A 26,087-nucleotide genomic window follows, 5' to 3' on the forward strand; every position below is an offset into this window, starting at 1 on the left:
TGCAACAGCCTTAATGTTTATATTTGTAGAACGAATCAAAATAAGTGCGCAGTATTAAATGTGCAAGCCAAGCTAACAAAGGCAATACTACCAATACCCAAGTGCTTTCCACCAAAGCCCGCCAACAATTCCCCATACACTTAAATTAATAACGCTCATTATAAGGCCCATTACCCACCAGTCTTTTAACGATACATAGCCTGAGCCAAACACTATGGGAGATGTGCCTGTTGCGTAATGCGTTAACGACATCATCAGTGATGAAGCGCCAGCTAACAGTAAACCTAAAAATAAAGGTGGAGCGCCAAGCGCCAAACCTGCGGCGTAAAATGCGGCAAACATAGCAGTAATATGTGCTGTGGTACTGGCAAAAAAGTAATGAGCGTAAAAATACACAGCTACCAGTATAATAGCCGATACAATCCAGTCAAAGCCCAGTTGCGCAATATTGCTCTCAACAAGTGTTGAAAACCACGTTACCAAACCTAGTTTATTTAAAAAAGTGGCCATCATTACTAATGCTGAAAACCAAACAACGGTATCCCACGCAGACTTTTCTTTAAGTACATCGTCCCAGCTTAATACACCAGTGACTAATAAAACCGACAAGCCTAAAAAAGCCACTGCGGTAGTATTAACCGCGTAGTCAGCCCCTAAAATCATTGCAGGTACGCCGGCCCATAAAACAAGCAACATAGCAAAAACACCCACCATTATTTTTTCGCCATAACTCATTGGGCCCATTTCAGTTAATTTAGATTCTGCGTAGGTTTTAGCGTCGGGTGTACTTTTAACTTCAGGTGGGTAAATGGCATAAACAACCAAAGGCACAAGGGCAATACATAGCAAACCAGGAACAAGCGCTGCCAGCGCCCATGTACTCCAAGTAATACTGATATTTGCACCAGTAGCATCTGCAATCAGCTTTACAATTAGCGGGTTAGGAGCCGTGGCGGTAATAAACATAGCTGATGTAATAGGGTTTATATGGTAGCTCACTAAAGCAAGGTAGTGGCCAATTTTACGAGAGGTGCCTTGCTCAGGGGACGAGCCAAAACTTGTTGCTATCGACTTCATTATTGGGTGAATAATAGCGCCGCCTCGCGCGGTATTGCTTGGCGTTACAGGCGCTATAACAAGTTCAGAAAGTGCGAGTGCATAGCCAATACCAACTGTTTTTTTACCAAAAAGAGAAATAAAATTATAGCCAATACGATTTCCCAAACCTGTTTTAGCTAAACCCCGAGAAATAATAATAGCAATACCAATCAACCAAATTAATGAATTAGAAAAGCCACTTAATGCATCTTTAATAGCGCCAGATGGGCTGTCATTAGTTACCCCGGTTAACGCAACAGAAGTAATCGCTAAAATAGCAATGGCGCCGATTGGCATTGCTTTACCAATAATGGCAACTACAGTACCAATAAATAAAGCGAGCAAATGCCATGCGTTTTCGGTAACACCCTGCGGAGGTGGTACAGCAAACCAAAGTAGTAAAACAATGGCTATAGAAATCAGTCCAGAGGTAACTCGAATATCAGTACCCTTCATTAAAAATGTCCCTAAGTTTTAGAAATGCATGCATTCTGTTTATTGAAAAGGCGACGTTATTCTACTTCATTTAATAATAAAAAAGATGACGCACATCATATGAATATTAGACTTATTTAATTTTATTAATAAAGAGGAAATAAACCATAAACTAAAGTGATTGATTACATTACCCGATAAGAGCTTACAGTGTGCTTAATCAACTCTGATTTTTAAGAGTTAGCTTGAATTGTTTTATAGGTTCGTAAGGTCTTTATAAACCTCAACGAATACTTGGAAATACAATGAACTTAAAACTAACCAATAACGTGATTACTTTTTTATTAGCGAGTAGCTTTTTACTACTTGGCTTGTCGTTTGCGTTAGGAGCAAACCCTAATACGTTAACGGCTACGTTTAGTTTTTATGGCGTTGATTCGCTAATGTCTGTATCTGCGTTAGGTTTAATTAGTGGCTCACTTATGATTGCCTTAGCGTTTGCTACCGTGCTCGCTCGCCTTAAACTAATGAAACCTACACCAGCACTTTTACTTGCAGCAATTATAAGTTTAGTTGCATTACTTACCTTGTTTGCCAGTAACCGTTGGATGGCTCAACTTGGCGGCTTTCCAATCATTGGTAGCGGGCAGGGCATAATTAAATACTTTGCAGTAGTGCCTTTGTATTTGTTTTTGTTTTATAAAGAAAAACTTACCGACAAACAACACGTACTTTTAAACTTTATACCGGTTGCCATGGTTTTATTGTGGATTGGCGGCATGAAGTTTTATGAGTTTGAAGCAAAAGGCATTGTAAGTTTAGTAGAAACCTCACCGTTTATGTCGTGGTTATACACGGTATTTAGCGTACAAGGCGCGTCTAACGTAATTGGCGGGTTTGATGTATTATTTGCCGTGTTATTGGGCTTAGGGTTATTTTTAAATAATAAAAAGCTAATTATTGTAAGTGGCTTAGCGTGTTTAAGCGTATTTATGATGACTCAAACATTCTTAATTACCGCAACCGGTGCATTTAGTGCCGCCACTTTATTAGATGGTCTCGGTATGTTTGTAATTAAAGATCTTTGGTATATAGCCAACCTTGCATTAATTGCTAATTTAATGCTTTTTCAATCAGCTAAGTAATTTATAACGAGGCTTTATGATCAGTTGCCACCAATATGACTACATTGAAATTGCCTGTATGCACAGGCTGAATATTGAGCTTGTATTAAAAAATGGTGATGGTGTATGTGGTGTAGCCACTGATACAAAGCGCAATGCAAATAAAGACGAATGCATAGTTGTTAACGTAAATAACGAACTGCAACTCATTGTGCTCACTACAATCAGCGTACTTAAAGCGCGTGAACAAAATCCATACTTTGACCACGTGAATTTTGATGTAAAGTAAACACCTCACTCATTCGTTTTATTATAAACACCTCAGCGAGCCTGTATCATTAATATGTTAAGGCTCACTTATCTCACCAATGCTTTAGCTAATTACGCGCTAAATACATAAAGCCAAAATTTTCCTACAACTTTCTTTTGTTCTTTACTCGAGTTTTTCACCGAACAAGGCTAAACGCCAGGGCAAGATCACGAACTTTACCTTGACTTAAAAGTATGATCTTATACTCCTTTTTTAAGGAGCATCCCCATGTCTAACATTCAGCTATTTAAATATTTCGAATCAATCGACGACCCTCGCCAACAAGGTAAAGTTGTTCATAAACTATTTGATATCATATTCTTAGCTGTTAGCGCTGTTGTTTCAGGCTGTCAGGGCTGGGAAGAGATTGAAGATTTTGGTCATGATAGACTAGATTGGCTCAGAAAATATGTTCTTCTTGAACAAGGGATCCCTCGCCATGACACAATTGCTCGTGTAATGAGCCGTATTGACATGACGCAATTCCAAGATTCCTTTTCTTCTTGGATGAAAGCCTGCTCCAAATTAACTCAAGGCGGTGTAGTTGCTATTGACGGTAAACGATTGAAAGGTTCATTTAATCAGTCAGATAGACGCGATGCGCTTTATATGATCAGTGCATTTGCATGCGAAAATGGTGTTGTTTTGGCACAATGCCCTGTTGATAAAAAGTCGAATGAAATAAAAGCGTTGCCAGAGCTGCTTGAATTATTAGAGATAAAAGGCTGCTTAGTAACGATTGACGCTATGGGGTGTCAAAAATCAATTGCAAAAAAAATAGTTGGTAAAGAAGCCGATTACTTACTTGCGGTAAAAGCAAACCATAAAAGGCTACTGTCACAAATAGAAGATGTGTTATTACCTGAGGTAGCACGACAAGCATCTGATGGGCTCTTGTTTAACGAAGCCGATTATCAAAAAAATAGAGAAGAATTTAGGTGCTGTGCAGTGAGCCATAACGTGAGCGGTTTATCAGAAACGATACACTGGGAAGGTGTAAAAACAGTGGGTGTTATTGTTTCTTATAGAAAAGAAAAAGGTAAATTAAGCAATGAGTTATGCTATAGATACTATATTAGTTCAGCGAATTTAACAGCGGAAGAACTCGCGAGAGGAGCACGACAACATTGGCAAATAGAAAATGGATTACATTGGCGTTTAGATGTAGGATTTAAAGAAGATGAGTGTCGAATTAGGCGCGAAGGTGCAGCACCTGTATTTGCGGGGCTGAGACACATCGCATTTAATCAGCTAAAAGCAGAAAAAAGCTTTAGTAAAGGCATGCCCGCAAAACAGAAAAAAGCTATGCGCAGTACAGCCTACCTTGAAAAGGTACTGAACGCATAGACTTTTTTCATGCTCTTGCCCTGGGCTAAACGCCAACTATTAAAGCGTATAAAGCCTCTAACAAGTAGTAAGTAAACCTTCAAAGCGAGCTGTTTATATAAACAGCTATTTTAGTTTGTCCAATAACATTATTAAAAGTCGTTTTGGTGCAAAATAACAAAGGCTTTTCATTACATGCCTAATTACTTGTTTACATTGAAGTTACTTAGTGGAATTATTGAACAATGTAATATACGCCGTTTTGGGGTGTTATAAACCCCCAGAGTGGTGTTCAATAAGATGTTATACGTACTTAAAGTTTGGATGTTAAATTAAACTTTTGTATTAAAAATGGAGTAAATCATGTCGATGAGTTTGTTTGTTGTTTTAGCTCTTGAGATTGAACCAAACACTAGAGAATTAAATCAAACCGCCAATGAACTTGGCTATCTAATTGAGTACTCGCCGAATATCGAGCTAAAAAAACATTCAGGTTTTATCCCTGTCACCCTTGATGGTCAAAAGGCTGGTGTTGAGCTTTATTCTTATTCTACCAATGAACTTCCCGAGCAATTTAAAACATTATTGCCAGACAATTATAAGCAAGGTGTTGTTTATCAATTTAGGTTTGGCGGCAACCCGAAGGAATCTCAAGTAGCTTTTACTTCAGCAATAATTATTAATACTAAATATAATGGTGTTGCTATCGAAGATCAGTCTGGTGCATTATTATCTGTAGAGCAGTTGGCAGAAGCGTTACCATATTTCAGCGCTATGTAGCAGGTACGTATAACAAGTCACTGCAAAGGACTAAAAACAGCTGGCTGTGCTCGTGCCTCGCTATTTTAGCCATCAATTTTTAGCCTCTGAGTGAGGCGTTAAACGGCAAGGAGAATCTCACATAGTGAAGGGTATCGAAAAAAGTAAAGCTGAAAAAATAATTCTTAAAATTGAAAATGATCAATTTGATGAGAATGATATAGATAGCTTATTTATGCGTCTAAGAGCGTACTCTAAAAAGATGCCTGTATTTCGAGAAATTGCTGATTTTGTTGCTCACAATGATCAAAGAGACCGAGGGTTAACAAACCAATCATTAGAAACAATGTACTTAAGGATGAAATATTTCTTAGAGTATAACTCTCCGAAGAAGTCTTTAGATATCACATCTCCTTTTCCTCTTTGGATTAAGAGGTTAATGATCTTACAGGTCAGTAAATTTAAAGAATCAGTTCTTAAAGAAAAGTTTAATGTAACTCAACAACGATTACAGAGTCGCATTGAAAATGCTTTCAAGGAAGATAGAAAAAATCAAATAGCAACTTTAAAAAAAGGTAAGTTATCTCAACAAACATTAGAAGCTATCCAATATATTATGGGGGTTCTAGTTCTTAATGCGGTAATTACACAAGAAGATTTAATAACTGAGCTTATAAACGTCATTGTTTCAAACAAACTTCGAATAGATCAAGATTTGTTTCTGAAACAATCAGATAAAATAACGCTTTGTACACTTCTTTTGTTGCATAACGCCACTTTTGACTTTAAAGGTCATAAGCTTGGTCATACCGAAATAAGTACAAATAAAGAATCAATCTCCCATAATACAAAGTTTGTGGACGCCGATGGAAATGAGGTCGAGCATATAGAGTCCTTTGGAAACTTACAAATTACTGGCTGGGTGGTGTTAAATAATAACGGCAAAGATTCCAGAATGGGGCATCCTATTATGTCCACAAATTTAGATGCGGAATCTTGGTGTGCAAATGAGCTTTTTAATATAGAACCCTTTAATGAAGATCTACCAAATCACATGTGTAAAAGAATAAAGCTTAAAGGGGATTTAACTATTTCTGACAGTTTCAAAATAGAAAAAATTGCCGTTTAACAACACGCCCTGAGGTGGACAGCAAGCGCTAAAGCTCACTTTCCACCGCAAATTTTAACAGCGGTGATCCCTTACTTTTCAATGCCGTTAAGTAAGTTGATTCATCGTAGGGCGTATGTGTCTTCCAGCACCTAAATAGGATTCGTATCCACTTAAATGCCAATGATCTGATGATGGTATTATGGGGTTTTCCTTTGGCTTCTTGCTGCCGATAATAGGCTTTTGCCCAAAATGAATAGCGCACAGATAATCCTGCCCATTCCACAAATGTTTGCCTTAAAAACTTAGTGCATGAGTACCGCCAGTGTATCCATTCTTTCTTGCCACTGCGTTCGGTTACTGGAGCAATGCCTGCGTATTTTTGTATGTCAGCGGCGCACTTATAGCGGTCACGATTTGATCCCATAGCGGCTAATAATCGAGGTGCTAATTGTGGCCCCGCCCCAGGTAAACTATCAAAAATAGCGCGATCTTTATGTTGCTTATAAAGTGTTTTAATTTCGTCATCAAATCGTGTTATTGCCAACATCAGCTGTTTAAGTTGCGGAACTAGGCATTCAATAAGCAATAAATTTGGCGTGATCACCGCCATATCTTCGGTGAGTATTTCTGCATCCTTGATTTCTTTTATCCGCTTTTCATTAACGAGTGGATAGCGGGAATTATGTTGATTAAAGAAGTCGAGTAGTGTTTGTTTCCTCGCTTTTTTAGCGTGAGCAAGAGAGGGCCAGCGCAGTAAGAAGTCACAGAATATTTGAGTGTCTTTTTCTTTAAACCAATCAATCACGTGGGGATAATAATTTTTTAGCGTTGTGGCTATTTTATTGGTTAAATTAACACGATCTTGTACTAGTTTACGTCTGTATTCGACAAGCTGCGCAAGACACCTAACGTCCTCTGAATCCGGCCTAATAACCGTTAATTTATCCATATGAAGTTGTAAAATTTCAACTTGAATAATCGCATCAGTAGGATCATCTTTAGCCCCGCTGTGCGTAAATGCTGCACGGTATTTAGCAACACTTGATGGGTTAATCACAAATAATACAATGTGCTTAAATTTACTGAGTGCATATATAAGTGGGCCTTTTTTTAGCTCACACGCGACAGCAACAGATCTGCCGTTGTAGCGTTGTTTTAACTCAAGCGCCCATGCATTAATTGACTTAGGCTCAGAGGAAATCACACTTAAATGTTGTGTATTTGTGTCACGATTTATTTCACAAATATCGTGTTTACGGTCAGCCCAATCGATCCCGATAAGGGCAGCAAAATCTGAGACGTTAAAGGCTTCCATTTTGGGCCTCCTAGAGGTAAAGTGAAAGAATAGATAGAGGCTAATAGTGTTTCTCGCAGGTCTTATAGATAGTCGGCATTACGACAATCCCTGAGTATGCGTATTGAAACAAATAACTTCTGTTGATCCGAAAGTCTTGTTACAAACATTAATTGTTTCCGCTCAAATATTCGTGATCAACAGAAGCATATTCCATGTATTAATGAGATAGGTAAATACATTAATTAATGGAACGGAGTAACTATAAGTTGCTCAAACGGACAAATAACAGTTTGCTCGCGCTCCGCGCATTATAGCAAACCATAATTTGCCCCTTAGCAAGGCGTTGGTATGACTCCCACTGTCAAGTTAAACACACTGATCCTTGCTTAACTTTTTAAGCCATAATTACTTCAGCTCGAATTAGAGCGAGTTAATACATAGGATGAAGCAAGTAATGTCGTCGGTTATCTTGCTGATATTCGTTGGTTATTACTATTTCTAGTAACAGAGCAGACCTTACTTATTTCGTCGTGGCACCTGTCTTCAGTCTATGTTCGTGGTTCAATGCAGCGTTAGCTGCATTGCCATCCTAACGCCGTCGGTGGTTGTGCCACACCCGATGCTTGATCCCATGCATTAACTCTAATTCGTTTATCATGCAGGTACTCTTGCCAATCTAAGTTTTGTATTTACTGGCGTAAGCACCACTTCTTTTGCAATAGCCCATATGTACGCAATCATTTCTCGGGCAATGGCGGTGACAACAAGGTTGTAGTGCTTCCCTTTGGCTATCATTTTTTTATAGCGCTTGCAGAGCCTAAGTTGTGCTTTCCACGCAATATCAATAATGTCCTTTGGTAAACCTTCTTGTCTTTTTTGCATATCTGTGGATATATTTGCTGCATAGCGATAAGTGTGTGCACCTTCAACAAGAAGGCGTCTTGCTCGGCCATTTCCGCATTTTGTGATGGCGCCAATATGGCGTTTGCCACCACTCGAGTGTTCACTGGGTACAAGACCGAGATAACTCATTAATTTGCGAGGATGATCGAAGCGCGATAAATCGCCAAGCTCAGCAACAACGCCGGTGGCGACCAACAAACGGACACCACGCATAGCTTGTATTGCTTTGACAACAGGATAATAACGCCACTGGTGAACGTGGTGTGTTAGTTCATTGTCTAGCCGTTCAAGTCGGCTTATTCGCTCGGTAATTGTGTGTAAAAATTCTTGTAAGACGATGTGCTGCGCGGGGTGTGGCAACACAAGCTCAGTGAGCCAGCGTAGATGTTTTTGTGACCAATTTGCAGTGCCTTTGTAATTAATATTATTGCGAAGCAGCAGCGCCTTTAATTGATATTTGGCATCTTTTAAATCCTTCATGGCTACTTCGCGTGCACGAGATAAATCGCGTACAGCTTCATCTTCAAGCTCGGGAACATAGATAGGTGTTAAATCTTCAGACTTAAGTAATTTAGCGAGCTTAAGTGCATCACGTTTATCGGTTTTAATCTTCTCACCAGGCTTTTTAGGAATAAGAGAGGGGGCAACCACGTAGCAGCAATGGCCAAGGCTGGTAATTAATCGGTAAATCCAATAACCACATGGACCTGCTTCATAAACAAAATGGAGTGTTGCGCCAGGGTATTTCGATTCGAACTGACGAACAAGCTTTTGAACGGCCACTTTGGAAGAGGAAATTCGACCAAGATGAACGGGTTTCGCACCTCTATGTTCTTCAATATAGGCGACTTCATTGAATTCTTTATGTGTATCAAGACCGATAAAAAGTATGCTATGTTTATTCATGTTAGCCTCTGCTGTTTAGTTAATTGACAAACTAATTATGGCTCTGGCTTTGAATTAAGCTAACCCACGAAAAGCGGAGGCTAACACCGTGTGGGAGTCATTATGTCTAGTTGCCACCATTTTTTACGGTAACTTTCTTTGTGGCTTTGGTGATGAACGTTAACTTTTTTCACGCGCTTTATTCTTTTTCGTGGTAAGTTTATCGTCATGTTTTAGCTTAATATTTTTGTCTAAGTGGTTTTCGCCTCAAAGGGGTTGGTGTTTTTCGCTCAATCACTTTTAGGCAATAAGTTTTAGTTTACAGGTTTCGCTTTAAGCGTTTTGTGTAAACGGCTCAAATTAAGTTTTGGGTGTCAAGTGGTGTTGGGTAGTTGTCATTTCTTTCGGGAATCCAATACCTTTAGTGCACGTTAAATGTTGGTCACTTTTCTTAAACAAGCAACTAACAAATTATTCAACGGGACAAATAACAGTTGGCTTTTGTTCACTTCGTTCACCATTTTAGCCAACTACAATTTGCCCGTTAATATGGGTGTTATGCATCTAGGTAGATTGTGTAATGGAAGCGAGACCTAATAAATCTGAAGAGTTATTCCTCAGTCTTGGGTACAACCGGTTTTACGACTTGTTCGATGAAATCATGATGGATGATTTCTGGACAAAAGAGGATTGGTATAGGTTTTGTAAAGTGTCGAGCATCTTTGCAGTTTATGCTGAGCTTTTAACTTATGAGCCATTCAAGCATGTACTTGAAGCGCTAAAGACGCAGCGTCCTCCGATGGAATCTGAGATTGGAGGTCCTCTGTTTAAGTTCGTACGTAACATACTCGCTCATTTCCCCGTATTTGAAACATGGGATGAGGTGTGGGTGAGTAAAGAGCTGGTTAATTGGCAGAAAGAAGGCTTGACGATTGACCGCTTCCTAAAGAAGTATGCAGGCCACGATGAAGTTAAGTATCGCTTCTGGGAAGCAGATAAAAAACGCATGACTTATATGAGCATTCGTTTCCCCGAAAAGTATGACAACAACAAGATATATCTTAAAGGTATGATCGAAGAAAAAGATGGAGTGAAATTTTCACTCATAATGATGCGCCAGATACTTAATACACAAGTAGAGTCAGTTGGTGAAAATGCATAACAAACAAAGGCAGCGGATGCCAAAAAGCGGCGCTCGCTGCTTTGGGCGTTAGGCAGAAACAATATGATACCCACCCTTGATACGCCGCAATTCAGATTAATACCACCAAATCTTGATTGCTATGAACTCTATAAAGCATTTTATACCGATGCTAATGCGTCGAAAATGTATGGAGGACCCATAGGCATTGAACAAGTTTGGACTAGATTAAAAGCAGATATTGGTTCTTGGTACCTATTAGGTTATGGCGTTTGGATAATACAGCAAAAATCTGACGATAAACTTATTGGGACTTGCGGCTTTTGGAAAGGTAAAGATTGGCCAAAAGAGCTTACTTGGTGGGTTATGCCGGAAGGTCGTGGAAAAGGTGTGGCTACAGAAGCGTCAAAGGCCGCTATATTTCATGCTTACAATAAGTTTAAATGGAGTTCTGTTGAAACCTATATGAATGATGACAATATTGCTGCACGTTCTTTGGTAGAAAAACTGGGTGGTAATAAAGTAGACAGGAAAGCATTTCCAGATGGTTTATCAAGGGATATATATAAGTTTCCTAAATCTGCCTAACAAGAGACTATGGCGTCAATAGTTAATTTATAGCTTTTGGCGCTACCCATGAAACACCGTCTCTTAGCATTGAATTTAAGATAACAATCATCTTTCTAATGCAGGCAATTATTGCGACTTTTTTAGGTTTTCCTGCGGCTAATAAACGTTGATATGTCGCTTTAAAAACAGGATTAGATTGCATTGCTGACATCATGGCCATGTATAAAACGGTTCTGACTTGTGGTCGTCCACCTTGTATTTTTCGATGACCTTTAAAGCGTCCACTTTCTCGATTTATCGGTGCAACACCAATCAAAGCACTGGCTTGTTTACTGTTGATATAACCCAATTCAGGCAAGTTACTGATGATAGAAGCTGCGGCTATTTTTCCAATGCCAGTCATGCTTTGTAATATTTCATTTTTAGCTTTATATTCAGGACAACTCTCAATCAGCTTTGCTATTTTTTCTTCTATTTTAATAATTTGGTTTTTGAACAAAGTGAGAATAGGTTTAATCGTCATGGCTAATGCTTTAGGCATAATTTGTAAGCGATTCTTTTCCATGGTTTGCATAGTTAATAATTGATTTCTGCGCGTTACTAAATCACTCATAGCTTGCATTGTTTCTGGTTTTAGCTGTGATAATTTAGGCTTGATTGCTTCGCTATAATGCGCAATTAGTTGAGCGTCTAATTTATCTGTTTTTGCACGTTGTCCAATGGCACCAGCAAAGCGTTTTACATGGACAGGGTTGGCAATAGTAAAAGGTAATCCTGCTTTAGCACATGCTAAAATAAATGCCATTTCAAGACGGCCAGTTGCTTCGATAACAATGCGCTCAGGTTTGTGTTTTTTAATAATGTTAACGGCTTCTTTTATGCCTTTATCATCATTAGTAACGGTGAAATAGATATCTAAAGGTCGAATATAAATATCTAATTGGAATTTGCCAGTATCGACACCGACATTAATGTTTTGATTCATATTTGATTTCATAATAAGCTAACTCTTACTTGCATAATGCGGGTTCGAGACCCCGTAGACTATTCGAGTGTGGTGCTTGGAGTCCTTTGTCGCGTTCGTTCTTGTTATCGGTCTCTCAATAGAGGAGCCATCGCTTAATCGAACTACGACAAGGAAAGCTTTAGTTGCTGCTAAAGCCTGGGTCTCACATTACCCGAACCTGGTATTAATATTAATTAATTTATGGGTTTATTATCCATACAAGTCATTTAAATGGAAAATTAACAGTTGGCCATCGCTTCGCGATTATAGCCAACCATTAATTTCCACTTAATGAGGCGTTGAGGCTGTAGAATTACTCATTTTTAAGAAAAACAGCCTGTTTTATGGGTTCCAAATGCATTACCTAATGCTATAAAAGCGCTTAGAGTTAATTACAGGAATTTGTTTTTTAATTGAATTTGGCTGTTGGAGTTATTCTACAGGCTCGTTAGCATTCAAATCTACAGCCTAATTATATTACTAAAGGATTATCGTGAAATACTCTAGGATTGTACTCTTTTCAGTAGGCTTGTATTTATTGCTAGTTGCTTTATCAACAATAGCAACGTTGATCGTTGGCTTTGATGAAATGACTCAGAGTACCTCATTAACTTTTACTTATTACGCCCTCGGATTTGTAACCTCTTTAATCGTTTATTGTTACCTAGGCTATAAGCAAACAGTGAGTCCGTATAAACAAGCCTTTTTAGTTGCGGCGGTTTATTGGTTTATTGATCTAAGTGTCGGTGCCTTACTATACATTTTGTTAAAAATACCAATGGAGCTTTTGATATATTTAATTTCAGCTTTGTTGCATGTTATTGCTGTTTTATTAGGGACATTACTTGGTATTCAATTACGTCGTAAAATAGTTGAGCGTAAATAAACAAATCGTAAAGCAGAACAAAAACAGCTGGTTTTTGCTTTTTCACCCAAACCTTAGACAACAACCTTACGGCCTATTTATTCGGCATAAGTAAAAAAGGAATTTAAATTTGCTATTCAATTGGTTTAGCTCTGAAAAGCCAAATGTTTATTTGGGATCGTTAGCTGTAGCTAATAGCAGCCATTTTTCTAAGGTAGAGTCGTTTTTTTATATAACGGGCGATTCACTACAAGATCATATGCACAAGAAGCTTGAAGATATTTTTTGTCTTCACAGCATCTCATCTATTAAAGAGCCTAAAAAATCAGATATTGGTTTAGATGTTGTTATAGTTACTTTGCATGGTGGTGATGCATTCACTATAGATTTTGATACAGCTATTATTCCGCTATTTTGGCGACCAAAAGTTAAGTTAGTATCGCGCTTGTATAACATTAAACACAACAAGACGATTAAAACGTTCAGCGTTTCTAAATCTGTTACGTGGCGCGAATTCATAGCTAAAAAATTTAGCTTAAGAGGCTTTTTTCGTTGGGGTCCTTTGTACCATAACGAAGACATGGAAATACTCTTGTATAAAGCATGCTACGAGTTATTAAATAAAATGCGAAAGGTTATTTAACCAGTAGCCAATAAGATAAAAATACATTTTGCTCTTGGTGAACATTATTACAAACAAAATAGGAACTCAGCTCTGGTTTGTTTATCAATAAAAACAAATAGAAAACGAGTTAATTTACAGGCTCATTATTTTCGAACATCGAGGATATTTATGGAAATTGAATATATTTGGGGTGTTTTAGCGGTTATTGCAGTTTTATTTATATTAATATTTGGTAACTCAATACCTAAGCATGGCAGCGTAACTGAAGGTGATGTTATTGTTGCTTTAAAATCAGGTCATAAAGTTAGAGCAATAAAATATTATAGATCTGTTCATGGTGTAAGTTTGAAAGAAGCTAAAGATGCTATTGAAAAATTAACTTCAAAAACATAAAAACATGCCCTGAAGTGAGGGCCAAATAGAATTCAGCCATTAATTGCAAGTTTTAAAAGTGGTGAGCCTCTTCGTTTTCCACCACCTAAATACAACCCTTATCCATTTGAATACCAGCGATCTAATAATAAATTGCGTTATCCCCACTTATTTTTACTTCAGCGATATCATTAAACGCGCCGCCCCTAAAAAATTAACTAAGAGTTAAATAACAATACTTTAGTAAACGCTAGTTCATATTACGTCACGTAATATTCATGCAGAACTTTAAGTTAAACATACGTTCTTGCAGCGTTCCCATTTTTATTTGACTCAATTTATTGGACATTCTTTTTATGAAATTAAAGTTATTTATCGCAATTATTTTTAGCACTTCGATGTCGTCTTACGCGACAGAAGCAGTAGATAAAACGGAGTTTTCATTCGAAGACTTAAAAGCGCAGGCAAAAGCCTCAGCCGAAAAGCCCTATACAGAAACCAAGGTGCCAGCGCCGGAGTTAATCGATAAAATTACGTATGACGAACACTGGAAAATACGCTTTAAAGAAGATGAAACCTTATATCCAAGTGGAAAAAAGGCGCCCGTACAGTTATTTTACCCTGGGCGATATTTTCCTGAGCCAGTAAGTATTTACATCAGAGACGATAAAAATCAGGTTCAAAATGTACCTTTTAGTAATGATGTTTTTGATATGCCTGATGACAGCCCAGCTCACGATCTCCCAGAAGGGTTTGGATTTGCAGGTTTTAGAATAATGCGCCCAGATATGAAACCCGATTGGATATCTTTTTTAGGCGCGTCTTATTTTCGTACCGACGGGCCAGAGGGGCAATATGGACTGTCGGTGCGAGGTATTGCAATTAATACGGGTATGAATCAGCCAGAAGAGTTTCCGCGCTTTTCTGCATTTTGGATTGGCCCCGCAGAGAAAAAAGGTGAAAGTGTGTCTGTTTGGGCATTGCTTGAAGGGCCTTCTATCACTGGTGCTTATCGGTTTGGTTTAAGCAAAGATAACAAAGAAGCCAAAGGCCATATTACCTCTGTAACGGCAAATTTGTATATGCGCGCCGATGTTGAACGCTTAGGCGTAGCACCGTTAACCAGTATGTATTGGTACTCACAAAAAGATAAAACAGAAGCTAAAGATTGGCGCCCAGAAATTCACGATAGCGATGGCCTTGCGATTCACACAGGATCGGGTCAATACGTTTGGCGCCCATTAAATAATCCTCAGTCGGTGTCGACCAATAGCTTTATTGATGAGAACCCAAAAGGGTTTGGTTTAATCCAAAGAGATCGTGACTTTAATAACTACCAAGACGACGGCGTATTTTACAATAAGCGTTCATCAGCGTGGATTAAACCTACTGGCGATTGGGGCAAAGGCGCAGTACAGTTAATCGAAATTCCTACAAAAGATGAAACGTTCGACAATATTGTTGCCTATTGGGTGCCCGAAAAACCAGCACGTAAAGGCGATGAGTTTACCTTTTCTTATGATATTGAGTGGCGTCCACTCGATCCAAAATCAAAAACGCTTGCAAGCGTTGTAAATACTCGCCAAGGCTTAGGCGGGATCCCCGGCCAGCCAATCCCTGAAGGCGTTAACAAAATGGTGATTGATTTTGAAGGTCCAGTATTTAAAGGCTTAGATAACAAAAGTGGTATAAAGCCGATTGTTGAAGCCAGCAATGGTTGAAATACTAGAGCCTATTGGGGTTTATCCGGTAGTTGGTACAAACCAATGGCGATTAGCGTTTGACTAAAAAAAAGCTAACAACAATCCGGTGAACATACGCGCGTATTTAGTTGATAAAAATGATGAAGCTATAACTGAAACATGGGTAAGTGATGCAAAAGTAACGATTAAATAAGCCCTTAAATAAGCATTAAAGTAAAACGGGTGGCTATATTTTGATTTTCTTGTCAATTATAGCCACCATAATGTCTTTTAAAACGCCAATCAAAACACCATTAAAACTCTCTTTTATATCCCACGTAAAATACAGTAAACGATTGAATCAAAATATGAACTCGGCTATGGTTTGTTTATCAATAAAAATAAAACAACAAGTTAACCTGCTGCTTGTTAGTTGTTTTGAGGGATTGTATGTTTTTTTTGAGTAAATTATTTTGTTGGGAGCGAGGTAGGCAAAAATCAGGCTACGATAAAATGTTGATTTGTGGTGCTAAGTGGCCAATTAAATTTGATACATATTTGCTTAAATTCCCACAAGGAAGTGAAATAGCACCACACACAGACAAAGTTGAATCTGGTAAACACTATCGATTGAATATAGTGCTTAAAAAAGCAGATTTGGGTGGTGAGTTTATTTGCAGTGATCCGATATTTGAAACAAAGCGGGTTAAGCTATTCCGCCCTGATGTAAGTGAGCATCAGGTATCAAAAGTTATAAAAGGTAATAGATATTTACTCAGCATTGGGTGGATAAAAGGGAGCGCTAAATGCTAGATTTAAGACCTAATTGTGAATGTTGTGATAAGAATCTACCTGCACAGTCCACAGAGGCTTTTATTTGTTCATTTGAATGCACGTTTTGTTCTGGCTGTGCTCAAACGGTATTAAATAACGTGTGCCCAAACTGCTCAGGTAATTTGGTTCAGCGACCAATTCGCCCTTTGGCTGCACTAAAAAATTACCCAGCATCGACTAAGCGGGTATTAAAAGAAAGTGGTTGTGCGCAAAACACGTAAGAACATAAAGTATAGTAATTACATTTTCTGGGTATGGAGATCTGATGAGAAAATCCTTTGAATTTACTATTAAGTCAATCAAAGTTAAAATAATTAACAATTGGTTTAGTGGTGCTAAATTATATGTGAATGGTGACTTACGAGATACTGACAAAACTTTGTTAGCTATTAGGAATAATACTTTACTATCTGCAAATTTAGGTGAGTTGGGTGTTCTAGAAATCAAGCCATTATCGGGGCTAATTACTGTTGAAATGGATGCATATTTGGTTAATGGTACAAACATTCAACATGTATATAGCTCACATAAACGCCTTAGCCTAAAAGAGCAAAGGGCAGTCCGATAAAGCTACTTTAAATAACGTATATTCCTGCATTTACCTGCCTTCAGTAATAACCTCCAAATGACTTTGAGGAGGTTTAAGTCCCTAAGCATACCAAGTTAATATACTTAGTTTACTCGATTACCTTAAAATCACTCACACTCTTTCACATAAAGTAAAAGCGCGCTGTACATTACACTGAGTGCTTTTGTTACATCTTTGTCGATAACGGCTTCTGCTGGGTGATGGCTTATACCGCCAGGGCTGCGTATAAACAACATGCCAACGGGGCAAATAGGCGCGATTGCCATTGCATCGTGCCCTGCGCCTGAGGCAAGTGAAGGCGATGCTTGGTTATTGAGTTTACATGCGCTTGAAAATAAATGTTGAATAGTGGTGTCGCACGCTACGGCATCGGCGGCATGCGTCCATTGCCAATCAAGCGTTAAATTGCGTTTGCTTTCTATAGATTGTGCGCTGCTTTGTATGGCGCTTAGTAAGTTAGCGAGATCGGTGTCGCTTTGTGCGCGTGCGTCTAAGCTTATGGTTGTTTTGCCTGCAATCACGTTTGTAGCCCCAGGGCGAGATTGTATTTGCCCTACGGTGGCAACTTCGCCATTTTTAGCATTGTTTGCTAGTTTTTCAATTTCGATTACTAATTCAGCGCAGCCTGCTAGTGAATCCTGCCTCAAGTTCATTGGGGTTGTACCCGCATGACCGCTTTGGCCTGCTAGGGTGATCATCGCGCGTTTAGCACCTGCGATTGCAGTTACTACGCCTAACGCCTGATTAACCGATTCGAGTACAGGACCTTGCTCTATGTGGGTTTCCCAGTAACCGAGTAATTCGCTTTTGTTTAGTGCGGCCTTTGCGTAGTTTGCAGGGTTTAAACCAAAGTCGAGCATGGCTTGGCGCATAGTTATGCCGTTTGTGTCTTGTATATTTAGCCACTGTGGGTCAAATTCGTTAGCGAGGGCTTTTGAGCCAATTAAAGTTGTGGCAAAGCGGGTGCCTTCTTCATCGCAAAAGCCCACTACATCTAAATGAAAGGGCAGGTCGAGCTTTAACTTATGTGCAAGCGCTGCAATTTCTATCCCCAGTAGTACACCTAAAATACCATCAAACGCACCTGCGTTTGGTACTGTGTCGAGGTGCGATCCTATAATTAAACGTTTAGCATGTGGGTTTGATGATTTAAGCCGCCCCCAAAGGTTGCCCACTTCGTCTTGCCACGATTGCATGCCTGCCTCAACCATCCACGATGCAGTAACAGCGTTACACTCTTTGTGCTCTTTTGATAAGTACACGCGGTGAATACCGCCTTGCATTTGCGATAGTGCGCTGAGGGTTTTACAGCGAGATAAAGCGCGTGTTGCGTATTCATCAGCAAGCTCTTTATCTAATAAAGGGCTGTGTTGTGGGCTTACAATCGTCATGCTAAATCCTTTTTTTATTTATAGTGAGCAAGGGCGGCAATGGCGGCTTCGCCTTTAGGGCCTTTGTAACCGTTGGCATGTAGGCAAGCGTCTAAGCTTGCAAGTGTTTGTAATAAAGCATCTTTTCGGGCGTTGTAGCCCATAGTGCCAATACGCCAAATTTTTCCATGCAATGGTCCAAACGAGGTGCCAATTTCTATTCCGAAATCGGTTAGCATTTGTCCGCGTACGTGATCGGCATTAATGCCCTCGGGTATATACACACCCAGTACGTTGTTCATTTTATGTGTTAAATCACCAAATACATTTAAGCCGAGCGCTTGAATGCCTGTTAGCATGGCATCGCCATGTAATTTGTGGCGCGCTACGCAGTTATCCACGCCTTCTTCAATAACAATGCGAGCACATTCTGAGGCGCAATACAGCATGCTGGTGGCTTCGGTGTGGTGGTTAAGGCGCTCCTCCCCCCAGTAATTCATGATCATGCCTAAATCAAAGTAGTTTGAGCGTACAAATGGCTCGGTGCCGTCGGTATGCTCCGCTGTACGAATACCCGCCTCTACTTTTTTACGTTTTTGGATCCAATCAGCGCATTTGTCGCTTAGTGTTAATGGCGCAGACCCAGAAGGTCCGCCTAAACATTTTTGCAGGCCAACCGAAAGTGCATCGAGTTTCCACTCATCGGCAGGAAGTTCGTTACCAACAATAGAGGCGGTGGCATCGCAATAAAATAGTACATCGTGCTTTTGGCAAATATCGCCAATATGTTCAAGAGGTTGGTTCATGGTGGTGGATGTATCGCCTTGTACCATAGCAAGTACATGGGGTTTTACATCAACAATGGCTTTTTCGATTTGTTCTGGCGTAAACACTTCGCCCCACGGTACTTCTATTGTGTGCACTTTTGCGCCAACGCGTTCTGCTATTTCAGCAAGTAGGTGGCCAAAGCGCCCCATAATTGGTACTAGTACTTTATCGCCTGGGCGTAAAATTGAGCATAATACGGCTTCAATACCCGCGCGCGATGTGCCATCTATTAGCATGGTCCATTCGTTTTTAGTTTTAAAAATTTCGCGGTAACGTGCCATGGTTTCGTTCATAAAACCGGTCATTACTGGGTCGTATTGACCTATAAGTTGCGCCGACATAGCACGTAAAACACGAGGATCTGCATTAATAGGGCCTGGTCCCATTAATAAACGCTGTGGTGGGTTTAAGGTTTGAACTTTCGTGTTATTAAACATATTTTAGGCTCCCAGAGTCTGAATGAGCATGCGTATGCCGGTTATCATTAAGACAACGGCAAAGGCGCGTTTTAGTTGTTTTTGATCCAGCTTGCTACCGATTTTTACGCCAATAGGCGCAAATAAAATAGTCAACGGAATAATAAGAAAAAAGGCAGGGAGGTTAACCAACCCCCACGTTCCTAGGGGAGCATCGGTTGGCGTTGTGCCAATACTTAATAAGGTAATAACGCCAGGTAGTGCAATCAATAAACCAAAAACGGCCGCAGTACCTACTGCAACATGGGCGCGTACATTAAATGCGTTTAGCATCGGTACGCCAATAGTACCGCCACCTATGCCAATCATTACCGACAAACCACCGACAATACTTGCCATAACGCCTTGACCAAATTTACCTGGTAGTTGTTTTACAAGCGCGGGTGCGCCGGCTCTAAATAGCATGTTTAAACTGACTAAAATAGCAATACAGGCAAACATAAGTACCAGTGCATTACCGCGTATTGAGTGCGCTAAGTAGCTGCCTACAACGGCCATAACTAAAATAAATGGTGCCCAGTATTTTATTAGCGCAAGGTCAATATTCCCTTTGCTATGATGCGAGCGAATAGATGAAAGCGAAGTAGGTACTATGGTTGCAAGTGATGTAGCGGTGGCTATCATCATTGCCGACTCTGGGCTTACGCCAAAACCTTGCAGTAAAAAATACAGCACGGGGACGATAACAATACCGCCGCCTACACCAAAAAGTCCTGCTAAAATACCGGCAAAAATACCGGTTGCTATTAAGGCTACTATAATTGGCCATTGATTTATTATTTCTGACATTGTGTTCCTGCTGTAGTTACTGTTGCACGTCCATCTGAACGAGGATCTGTTGCAGCTTCAAGGCTTGTAGGTGTATCTAAAATCGCCCCAGCGTGCCCCATCATTTCGTTATTATTATCAACGCTTACCCAATCGTGGTCACGTTGATTTAATTCATGTTCTATATGAAAAACTAACCCTTTTTCAATTTTTAAATTTGTACTTGTATCGCCCCATGTGCGTCCAAGTAACCAACGAGGGTCGCTAATTGCTTGTTTTATTGATTTATTTCGCCACGCGTAGCCTGCAAAAACAGCGGCTTGAGTTTGTGGCTGCCCTTCACCGCCCATTGTTCCGTAAGCAAGTCGACGACCATCGCTAAACTTTGCCATTGCTGGGTTAAGTGTATGAGCCGGCTTTTTATTTGGCGCAAGGGCATTATTATTGTTACTCGCAGCAATATCTTCATTGTTTAAACTAAAGCTTAAGCCACGGTTATTCCACACAAAGCCGCCTTCACTCATTAGTATTCCGCTGCCAAATTCCCAGTAAATACTTTGAATAAAACTGACTAATTGCCCGTTTTTATCTCTTGCAGCCATCCACACAGTATCGCCAGGCTCTGCGTTAAATGGCCATTTTTTGGCTTTGGCCATATCAATATTGTTAGCAAGTTCGCTTAAGCGATCATCGGTAAGTGCGTTTTTATAATCATCCCCTAACACATCAGGGTCAGCCCAAAGGGTAGGGCGATGGGTAAAGCTTTGTTTAGTTGCCTCAACAATTAAATGTGTCCAGTCGGCATCGGTTTTAGCTAAATGCTTTAACTTATTTACGGCACCAATTATTTGTAGTGAATGCACGCCCTGTGTTGGCGCGGGTAAGTTGTAGCAATCAATACCACTGAGGTTTGCATTTAGCGCAGTAACTACCTCGGCTTTAGTATTTGCAATGTCACCTGCGGTAATTGAGCTGCCTGCTTTTGCTAAGTCGGCGGCAAATGAGTTGGCAAGTGCGCCTTCATAAAATGCGTTTAAACCATGCTTTGCTAGGTATTCAAACGTTGCTGCAAGTTTAGGGTTTTTAAAATGCTGGCCTGCTTGTAAGGGCTTGCCATTTGGTATGTAGAGGTTTTTAAATGCGTCATTGGTATTGTTAGCAGCGGCTAGTTTTTCGCAGCCTGCTTGCAAGCTTTTTGTAACGGTAAAGCCCTCGCGCGCAAGCTCAATAGCGGGTACTAAAATTTTTGACAGTGGTAGTGCCGCATGCTCATCTAGTTCAAGCGCTTTTTGCCAGCCGCGTATTGTGCCCGCTTGAGTTAGTGCGCTTAATCCGCCGCGCTCTGGTATTTGCGTGAGCGGGTTATACGCCGTTGTATTAGTTGCAGCGCGGCCGCAGGCGTCAATAGCTGTGGGCGTTTTTTGATTTGGGTTATCGATAAGCCAAAAGCTGTCGCCACCAATTGAGTTCATATGTGGATATACAACGCTAATAGCAGCGGCAGCCGCGACCATAGCCTCGGTAGCTGTACCGCCTTGTTTTAGTATATTTATACCCGCCTCAGTGGCCGAAAAATGAGACGCGGTAAATGCAATGTTGTGTGTGGTCATGCCGTTGTGCCTTGTTTAAAGTGTGCAGCTAGGTGCTTAACGCAAGCAAGTAGGCTTTTATCGTTACCGTGGCTCATCATTAATGAAAAACCATACGGATGATCATTTGCTAAATCAGCCAGCGGTAAATGCACTTGCGCTGAGCCACTAAGCCCTGCAATTGCCGAAAGCGTAATAATTTGCATGCGTAAGGCGCTTGTGTCGGCGCCTAATTTAGGTGCGGTTGTGGGGGTGGTTGGCAAAAATAAACAGCTGTTTGTATTTAGGTTTTTAGCTATTAGTGTTTGCCATTGGGTTTGTACTTTTAGTGCTTCTTGTTCTTCTTGATCAGTTAGGGCAAGCGCCATATTAAAACGTGCCGCAATTGCTGGAGCAAACTGGGGAAGTTGCCCCGGCAATTGAAGCCAATCTTTATGCGTTTTTGCGATTGCTCGCCCTTGCAGTACTCTAAAACTATCAGCAAGTTCATTTAATAAGTTGCTGTTAGGTAGTTCAAATTCTTTATGGTGCTTAAAATTAGGCTTGGTTTTTTCAAGCAATTGTTTAAGTGGGGCTTGTAAAGCAGGGTCAACGAGTTCAAATAACGGCTCACAAATAACTAAGGTATCAACGTTATTAATAGCTTGATTTGGTAGCAGTACACTACCTACATCGCTTAATAGCTCGGCGCTTTGGGTAAGCCAACCTATGGTATCAAAAGGCGGAGCCAACGGTATTAGGCCGTCTTTTTCAATCACGTTATGGCTTGGCCTTATGCCATATAAACCACAATAGCTGGCGGGTATTCTAATTGAGCCGCCGGTGTCGGTGCCTAAGCCAATATCAGCTAAGTTTGCAGCAACTGCAGCAGCAGACCCCATACTCGAACCACCGCAAGCATGCCCTTTTAATTTAGGATTTTGCGCAGCGCCGTAATGTATATTATTACCCTCTAAGCTATAAGCTAGCTCGTCAGTATGGGTAAAGCCTATAAAGTTACAACCAGCGGTCATGAGCTTATTAACCGAGCTTGCCGTATTTTGAGCCGGTTTAGCTGTTTTAAACCAGTGTGGGTTGCCTGCGCTGTTACGCTCGCCCTTTACTGCAAATACATCTTTTACAGCTAAGCGATTGTTTGCAAGCACTCCAGAGTGGTTTGTTTGCCACAGGGTAGGACCATGGTCACAAAAAATACCGGTCGTATTATTATTTTTGGTACTCATATCACCACTCGTTATAAAAAATCTGACCAAGCAGTTCAGATTTAGAGTGATTAAAAAGACGGATTAATTTTTATTATTTTTCAGCTCACTGCGTAACATCTTGTTTTTATTTTACAGAGCCTGATCCGCTTTTTAATCGTTTAGCTTATTATATTGTTTAAAACCTAAGCAAGAGGAATGCCATAAATTAAAATCCTGTCCAACTGGTCAGGTTTTATTGGGTTGTATGAGGTTTGTAAATGTGGGCTGTAGAAATAGTGAGATTAAAATGAGCTAAAACAAACCAACTTGGTGCGTAGGTGCACCAAGTTGGTCTCTATTTATATGGTTTTGAGTGCTAAATAAGGGGCGTTTTACTGATGATTAAACCGTTAATATCGGCGTAAACCCAATCGTTAGGTTCAATAGTGGTGCTAAGCATGGTAACAGCTTGGTTTTTATCACCAAAGCCGCGCTTTAAGGTACTACGCGGTGTAGAGCCTAGCGCCATTACAGGTAAGTTCATCGTGGCAAGTATCTCAATATCTCGGCAACAGCCATTTATTATTACGCCTTCCCAGCCATTATTTAGGGCACGCTCAGCCATAATATCGCCTATAAACGCAAAGCGTTTGCTCGCAAACCCGTTTATAACTAACACTTTACCTTTACCATTTTCATGCAATATATCGGCGGCAAAAGAGTTGTCTTCTGGGCAGGTAACGGTAACTACTTTGCCATAAAACGTGGTTTTTTTACCAAAGTGATAAAGGCCGCTGTCTGCTACTTGCACGTTATCGCGATGATCGTCAAATAAATCGGGTGTAGTAAAGGATGTCATGGGTTAAGTCTCACTTTGCTCAGGTATTTTAAGACCAATACCTTTTAAAATTATGTGGGCAATTGATTGCGTAATTTGTGCCACATCGGTTTCGTCGTACTCTAATTTGTTCATTACGAGTAAAACCTCAGCCTGAAAGTCGGCGTAATATTGCGTGGTAGACCAAATAGTAAAGAGCAAATGGTAGGGATCAACCTTATCCATTTTATCTGCGTCCATCCATGCTTGAAGTACATCAACCTTTTGTTTAACCCAAGGGCGGGTATTGGTTCTAAAGTAGTTTTGTAAATAGGGTGCACCGCGCAGTATTTCACTGGCAAATAAGCGAGATTGCATTGGCTGATTTACGGCCAGTATTACTTTGCTTTTAATATAGTTATAAAGCACGGTAGCTGGATCGTCGTTAATTGTGACGTTATCAAGCCCTAAGTTCCAATTAGCTATTATGCGGTCAATCACAGACTCGTACAGACCATCCTTACTTTTAAAGTAATACAAAATATTAGCTTTTGGCACCTGCGCTTCTTTAGCAACCATGCTCATACTTGCTCCGTCGTAACCTAATTGCGAAAACAATTGCTCGGCGGCATCTAAAATTAGTTTTTGGTTTTTCTCGCGTGTGACTTCTTTTTTATTTGGCTTTATTTGTGTGGTCATTATAAAGTTTGCGTGTTTAACGTATTGATTGATTGTAGCTTTACTGACCAAAAGGTCAATTACTAAAAAGGGTAAATGTTAAAAACAGGCGAGAGGTTTAAGCTATAAACTTTAGGGTCTGTTGATCTTTGCGGATTAAAATTTGTTCAAACTAGGGGCTATTTAATCGCGGCGCGAGATTTGTAACCTAGTGGGCTAAGTAAAAACCGAGCAACAAAGAGTAAGTAGCCCCTAGGAAGAACCCTTTGGGCAGCGCCTGTTTGGCATTAATGCTACGTTATCGCCCATTTATGGGGAATAACCACACTATATAGGCTCTGCCTTGCCTAAATACCAAACAGACTGCTGCAAATTTAACCTTGAAAGATCAACAGACCCTAATTGTTTAATTAAATAATTACTGTTAGTTTAGTTTCAAATTTACGAGTAGTACTTTTAGGTTGGTAAATGGACTTTATAAGCAAAAATAAATATACACTATATGGAGTTGCTGCAATATTACTGTGGAGTTGCTTAGTTGCATTACTACGGGATATTTCTGAGTTGTTTAGTCCAATTGGTGGTGCGGCGGCTATGTATTCTGTCAGTGCGATATTTTTAATTTTGGTTATGGGAGTGCCCAAGTTTAGTGGGTTTTCAAAACGTTACTTGGTAATAGGTACTTTATTATTTGTAGCGTACGAAATTTGCTTGGCGCTTTCTATTGGTATGGCAAACAGCCGTCATCAGGCAATGGAAATGGCGGTTATTAATTATTTATGGCCCACGCTGACTATACTGCTCTCTATTATTATTGGTCGTAAAAAAGTAAGTTTCTGGGTTTACCCAAGCATGATCATTGCTTTTTTAGGCGTTGCCTGGTGTATTACAGGCGATCAAAAAATGTCACTCGATACGCTTGTTACTAACTTTGCTGATAATCCTGCTACTTACTTAATGGCATTAGCTGCAGCGTTTATATGGGCTATTTATTGCGTAGTAACGCAAAAGCTGAGTAATGGTAAAAATGCCATTACGTTATTTTTTGCGGTTACGGCAATGAGTTTGTGGGCGCAATATGGTTTTAGTAATGAAGCGCCATTAACGTTTTCACTCAGATCAAGCATAACATTGCTATTAGCCGGTGTAGTCGTGGGGAGCGGTTATGCACTGTGGAATCAAGCTATTATTGGCGGTAACTTAATGCTTTTGGGAACGCTTTCGTACTTTACACCGGTGTTTTCTACTATTATTTCGGCGTTGTATTTATCTATTACGCTGAGTGCTTCGTTTTGGCAGGGGGTTGTACTGGTAACAGTGGGCTCGCTAATTTGCTACTTTGTAACGCGAGAAAAGCCTAAACAACCTCAAATAGCGTCTGCAACATAAGACTAATTTTATTAAAAATAAGCCCTATTATTTTAGGGCTTTTTGTTGCGTGCAGA

General features: G+C 40.1%; 26 protein-coding genes. 15 read left to right on the forward strand and 11 right to left on the reverse strand.

The features are described 5' to 3' along the window. Positions 1-87: 87 nt before the first annotated feature. Complete coding sequence (locus D172_RS17845; protein WP_007378409.1) at positions 88-1,554, reverse strand: DASS family sodium-coupled anion symporter; 1,467 nt, start codon at positions 1,552-1,554, stop codon at positions 88-90. 284 nt (positions 1,555-1,838) lie between these two features. Between D172_RS17845 and D172_RS17850 the strand changes: the two genes are divergently transcribed. The 5 genes from D172_RS17850 to D172_RS17870 all read left to right on the forward strand — a co-directional run bounded on the left by D172_RS17850 (position 1,839) and on the right by D172_RS17870 (position 6,181). Beyond that, positions 1,839-2,678 (forward strand): DUF417 family protein, encoded by an 840-nt coding sequence (locus D172_RS17850; protein ID WP_007378408.1) that lies wholly within the window; start codon positions 1,839-1,841, stop codon positions 2,676-2,678. A 16-nt stretch (positions 2,679-2,694) separates the two neighbouring features. Then, positions 2,695-2,946 (forward strand): Rho-binding antiterminator, encoded by a 252-nt coding sequence (locus D172_RS17855; RefSeq protein ID WP_007378407.1) that lies wholly within the window; start codon positions 2,695-2,697, stop codon positions 2,944-2,946. Positions 2,947-3,195: 249 nt separating this feature from the next. Next, entirely contained in the window at positions 3,196-4,314 is a 1,119-nt protein-coding gene (locus D172_RS17860) for an ISAs1 family transposase (RefSeq protein ID WP_007378406.1), read from the forward strand. A gap of 342 nt (positions 4,315-4,656) precedes the next feature. Then, positions 4,657-5,073, forward strand: coding sequence for a hypothetical protein (locus tag D172_RS17865; RefSeq protein WP_007378405.1), 417 nt, complete (start codon positions 4,657-4,659; stop codon positions 5,071-5,073). Between the two features lie 124 nt (positions 5,074-5,197). Continuing rightward, positions 5,198-6,181, forward strand: a complete 984-nt coding sequence (locus D172_RS17870; RefSeq protein WP_007378404.1) for a hypothetical protein — start codon at positions 5,198-5,200, stop codon at positions 6,179-6,181. 28 nt (positions 6,182-6,209) lie between these two features. Here the strand turns inward: D172_RS17870 and D172_RS17875 are convergent, their stop codons facing one another. Both D172_RS17875 and D172_RS17880 read right to left on the reverse strand, forming a co-directional pair. Continuing rightward, a complete protein-coding gene (locus D172_RS17875; protein WP_058230573.1) occupies positions 6,210-7,478 on the reverse strand; it encodes an IS110 family transposase in 1,269 nt (422 codons plus the stop codon). A gap of 636 nt (positions 7,479-8,114) precedes the next feature. Further along, complete coding sequence (locus D172_RS17880) at positions 8,115-9,269, reverse strand: IS110 family transposase (protein ID WP_058230574.1); 1,155 nt, start codon at positions 9,267-9,269, stop codon at positions 8,115-8,117. A gap of 559 nt (positions 9,270-9,828) precedes the next feature. Between D172_RS17880 and D172_RS17885 the strand changes: the two genes are divergently transcribed. Next, complete coding sequence (locus D172_RS17885; RefSeq protein ID WP_007378557.1) at positions 9,829-10,410, forward strand: hypothetical protein; 582 nt, start codon at positions 9,829-9,831, stop codon at positions 10,408-10,410. A gap of 63 nt (positions 10,411-10,473) precedes the next feature. Then, positions 10,474-10,977, forward strand: a complete 504-nt coding sequence (locus tag D172_RS17890; RefSeq protein WP_007378556.1) for a GNAT family N-acetyltransferase — start codon at positions 10,474-10,476, stop codon at positions 10,975-10,977. 22 nt (positions 10,978-10,999) lie between these two features. On the opposite strand, the gene D172_RS17895 is transcribed toward D172_RS17890, so the two are convergent. After that, the gene (locus tag D172_RS17895; RefSeq protein WP_007378555.1) at positions 11,000-11,956 is read right to left on the reverse strand and encodes an IS110 family transposase; all 957 of its coding nucleotides are present in this window, start codon (positions 11,954-11,956) and stop codon (positions 11,000-11,002) included. 547 nt (positions 11,957-12,503) lie between these two features. Between D172_RS17895 and D172_RS17900 the strand changes: the two genes are divergently transcribed. The 7 genes from D172_RS17900 to D172_RS17930 all read left to right on the forward strand — a co-directional run bounded on the left by D172_RS17900 (position 12,504) and on the right by D172_RS17930 (position 16,911). Next, positions 12,504-12,851 carry a hypothetical protein gene (locus tag D172_RS17900; RefSeq protein ID WP_007378554.1) on the forward strand — a complete coding sequence of 116 codons (348 nt, stop codon included), beginning with the start codon at positions 12,504-12,506 and terminating at the stop codon, positions 12,849-12,851. Between the two features lie 109 nt (positions 12,852-12,960). After that, positions 12,961-13,473, forward strand: a complete 513-nt coding sequence (locus D172_RS17905) for a hypothetical protein (protein ID WP_007378553.1) — start codon at positions 12,961-12,963, stop codon at positions 13,471-13,473. A 150-nt stretch (positions 13,474-13,623) separates the two neighbouring features. Further along, positions 13,624-13,848: a ribosomal protein L7/L12 gene (locus tag D172_RS17910; protein ID WP_007378552.1), complete on the forward strand. Its 225-nt coding sequence runs from the start codon at positions 13,624-13,626 to the stop codon at positions 13,846-13,848. A gap of 335 nt (positions 13,849-14,183) precedes the next feature. Next, the gene (locus D172_RS17915) at positions 14,184-15,548 is read left to right on the forward strand and encodes a glucan biosynthesis protein (RefSeq protein ID WP_007378551.1); all 1,365 of its coding nucleotides are present in this window, start codon (positions 14,184-14,186) and stop codon (positions 15,546-15,548) included. A gap of 411 nt (positions 15,549-15,959) precedes the next feature. Beyond that, the gene (locus D172_RS17920; RefSeq protein ID WP_007378549.1) at positions 15,960-16,322 is read left to right on the forward strand and encodes a 2OG-Fe(II) oxygenase; all 363 of its coding nucleotides are present in this window, start codon (positions 15,960-15,962) and stop codon (positions 16,320-16,322) included. Next, complete coding sequence (locus tag D172_RS17925) at positions 16,316-16,564, forward strand: DUF1272 domain-containing protein (RefSeq protein WP_033023835.1); 249 nt, start codon at positions 16,316-16,318, stop codon at positions 16,562-16,564. The genes D172_RS17920 and D172_RS17925 overlap by 7 nt, the downstream gene beginning before the upstream one ends. 44 nt (positions 16,565-16,608) lie before the next feature. Then, positions 16,609-16,911, forward strand: a complete 303-nt coding sequence (locus D172_RS17930) for a hypothetical protein (protein ID WP_033023834.1) — start codon at positions 16,609-16,611, stop codon at positions 16,909-16,911. Positions 16,912-17,039: 128 nt separating this feature from the next. Here the strand turns inward: D172_RS17930 and D172_RS17935 are convergent, their stop codons facing one another. The 7 genes from D172_RS17935 to D172_RS17965 form a co-directional block, all read right to left on the reverse strand. Then, on the reverse strand, positions 17,040-18,323 hold the full coding sequence (locus D172_RS17935) for an allantoate amidohydrolase (RefSeq protein WP_007378547.1): 1,284 nt from the start codon (positions 18,321-18,323) through the stop codon (positions 17,040-17,042). 14 nt (positions 18,324-18,337) lie between these two features. Beyond that, a complete protein-coding gene (locus tag D172_RS17940) occupies positions 18,338-19,567 on the reverse strand; it encodes a pyridoxal-phosphate-dependent aminotransferase family protein (RefSeq protein ID WP_007378546.1) in 1,230 nt (409 codons plus the stop codon). A gap of 3 nt (positions 19,568-19,570) precedes the next feature. Beyond that, on the reverse strand, positions 19,571-20,395 hold the full coding sequence (locus tag D172_RS17945; RefSeq protein WP_007378545.1) for a sulfite exporter TauE/SafE family protein: 825 nt from the start codon (positions 20,393-20,395) through the stop codon (positions 19,571-19,573). Further along, a complete protein-coding gene (locus D172_RS17950; protein ID WP_007378544.1) occupies positions 20,383-21,984 on the reverse strand; it encodes a gamma-glutamyltransferase family protein in 1,602 nt (533 codons plus the stop codon). Before D172_RS17950 ends, D172_RS17945 begins: the two co-directional genes overlap by 13 nt. Then, positions 21,981-23,186, reverse strand: coding sequence for an amidase family protein (locus tag D172_RS17955; RefSeq protein ID WP_007378543.1), 1,206 nt, complete (start codon positions 23,184-23,186; stop codon positions 21,981-21,983). Before D172_RS17955 ends, D172_RS17950 begins: the two co-directional genes overlap by 4 nt. Before the next feature lie 337 nt (positions 23,187-23,523). Then, positions 23,524-24,006 carry a putative 4-hydroxy-4-methyl-2-oxoglutarate aldolase gene (locus tag D172_RS17960; protein WP_007378542.1) on the reverse strand — a complete coding sequence of 161 codons (483 nt, stop codon included), beginning with the start codon at positions 24,004-24,006 and terminating at the stop codon, positions 23,524-23,526. Positions 24,007-24,009: 3 nt separating this feature from the next. Continuing rightward, complete coding sequence (locus D172_RS17965; RefSeq protein WP_004334664.1) at positions 24,010-24,663, reverse strand: TetR/AcrR family transcriptional regulator; 654 nt, start codon at positions 24,661-24,663, stop codon at positions 24,010-24,012. A 447-nt stretch (positions 24,664-25,110) separates the two neighbouring features. On the opposite strand from D172_RS17965, the gene yddG reads away from it, so the two are divergent. Beyond that, on the forward strand, positions 25,111-26,031 hold the full coding sequence (gene yddG, locus D172_RS17970; RefSeq protein WP_007378541.1) for an aromatic amino acid DMT transporter YddG: 921 nt from the start codon (positions 25,111-25,113) through the stop codon (positions 26,029-26,031). Positions 26,032-26,087 lie beyond the last annotated feature (56 nt).

Source organism: Pseudoalteromonas sp. Bsw20308, assembly GCF_000310105.2.
Lineage (GTDB): Bacteria > Pseudomonadota > Gammaproteobacteria > Enterobacterales > Alteromonadaceae > Pseudoalteromonas > Pseudoalteromonas fuliginea.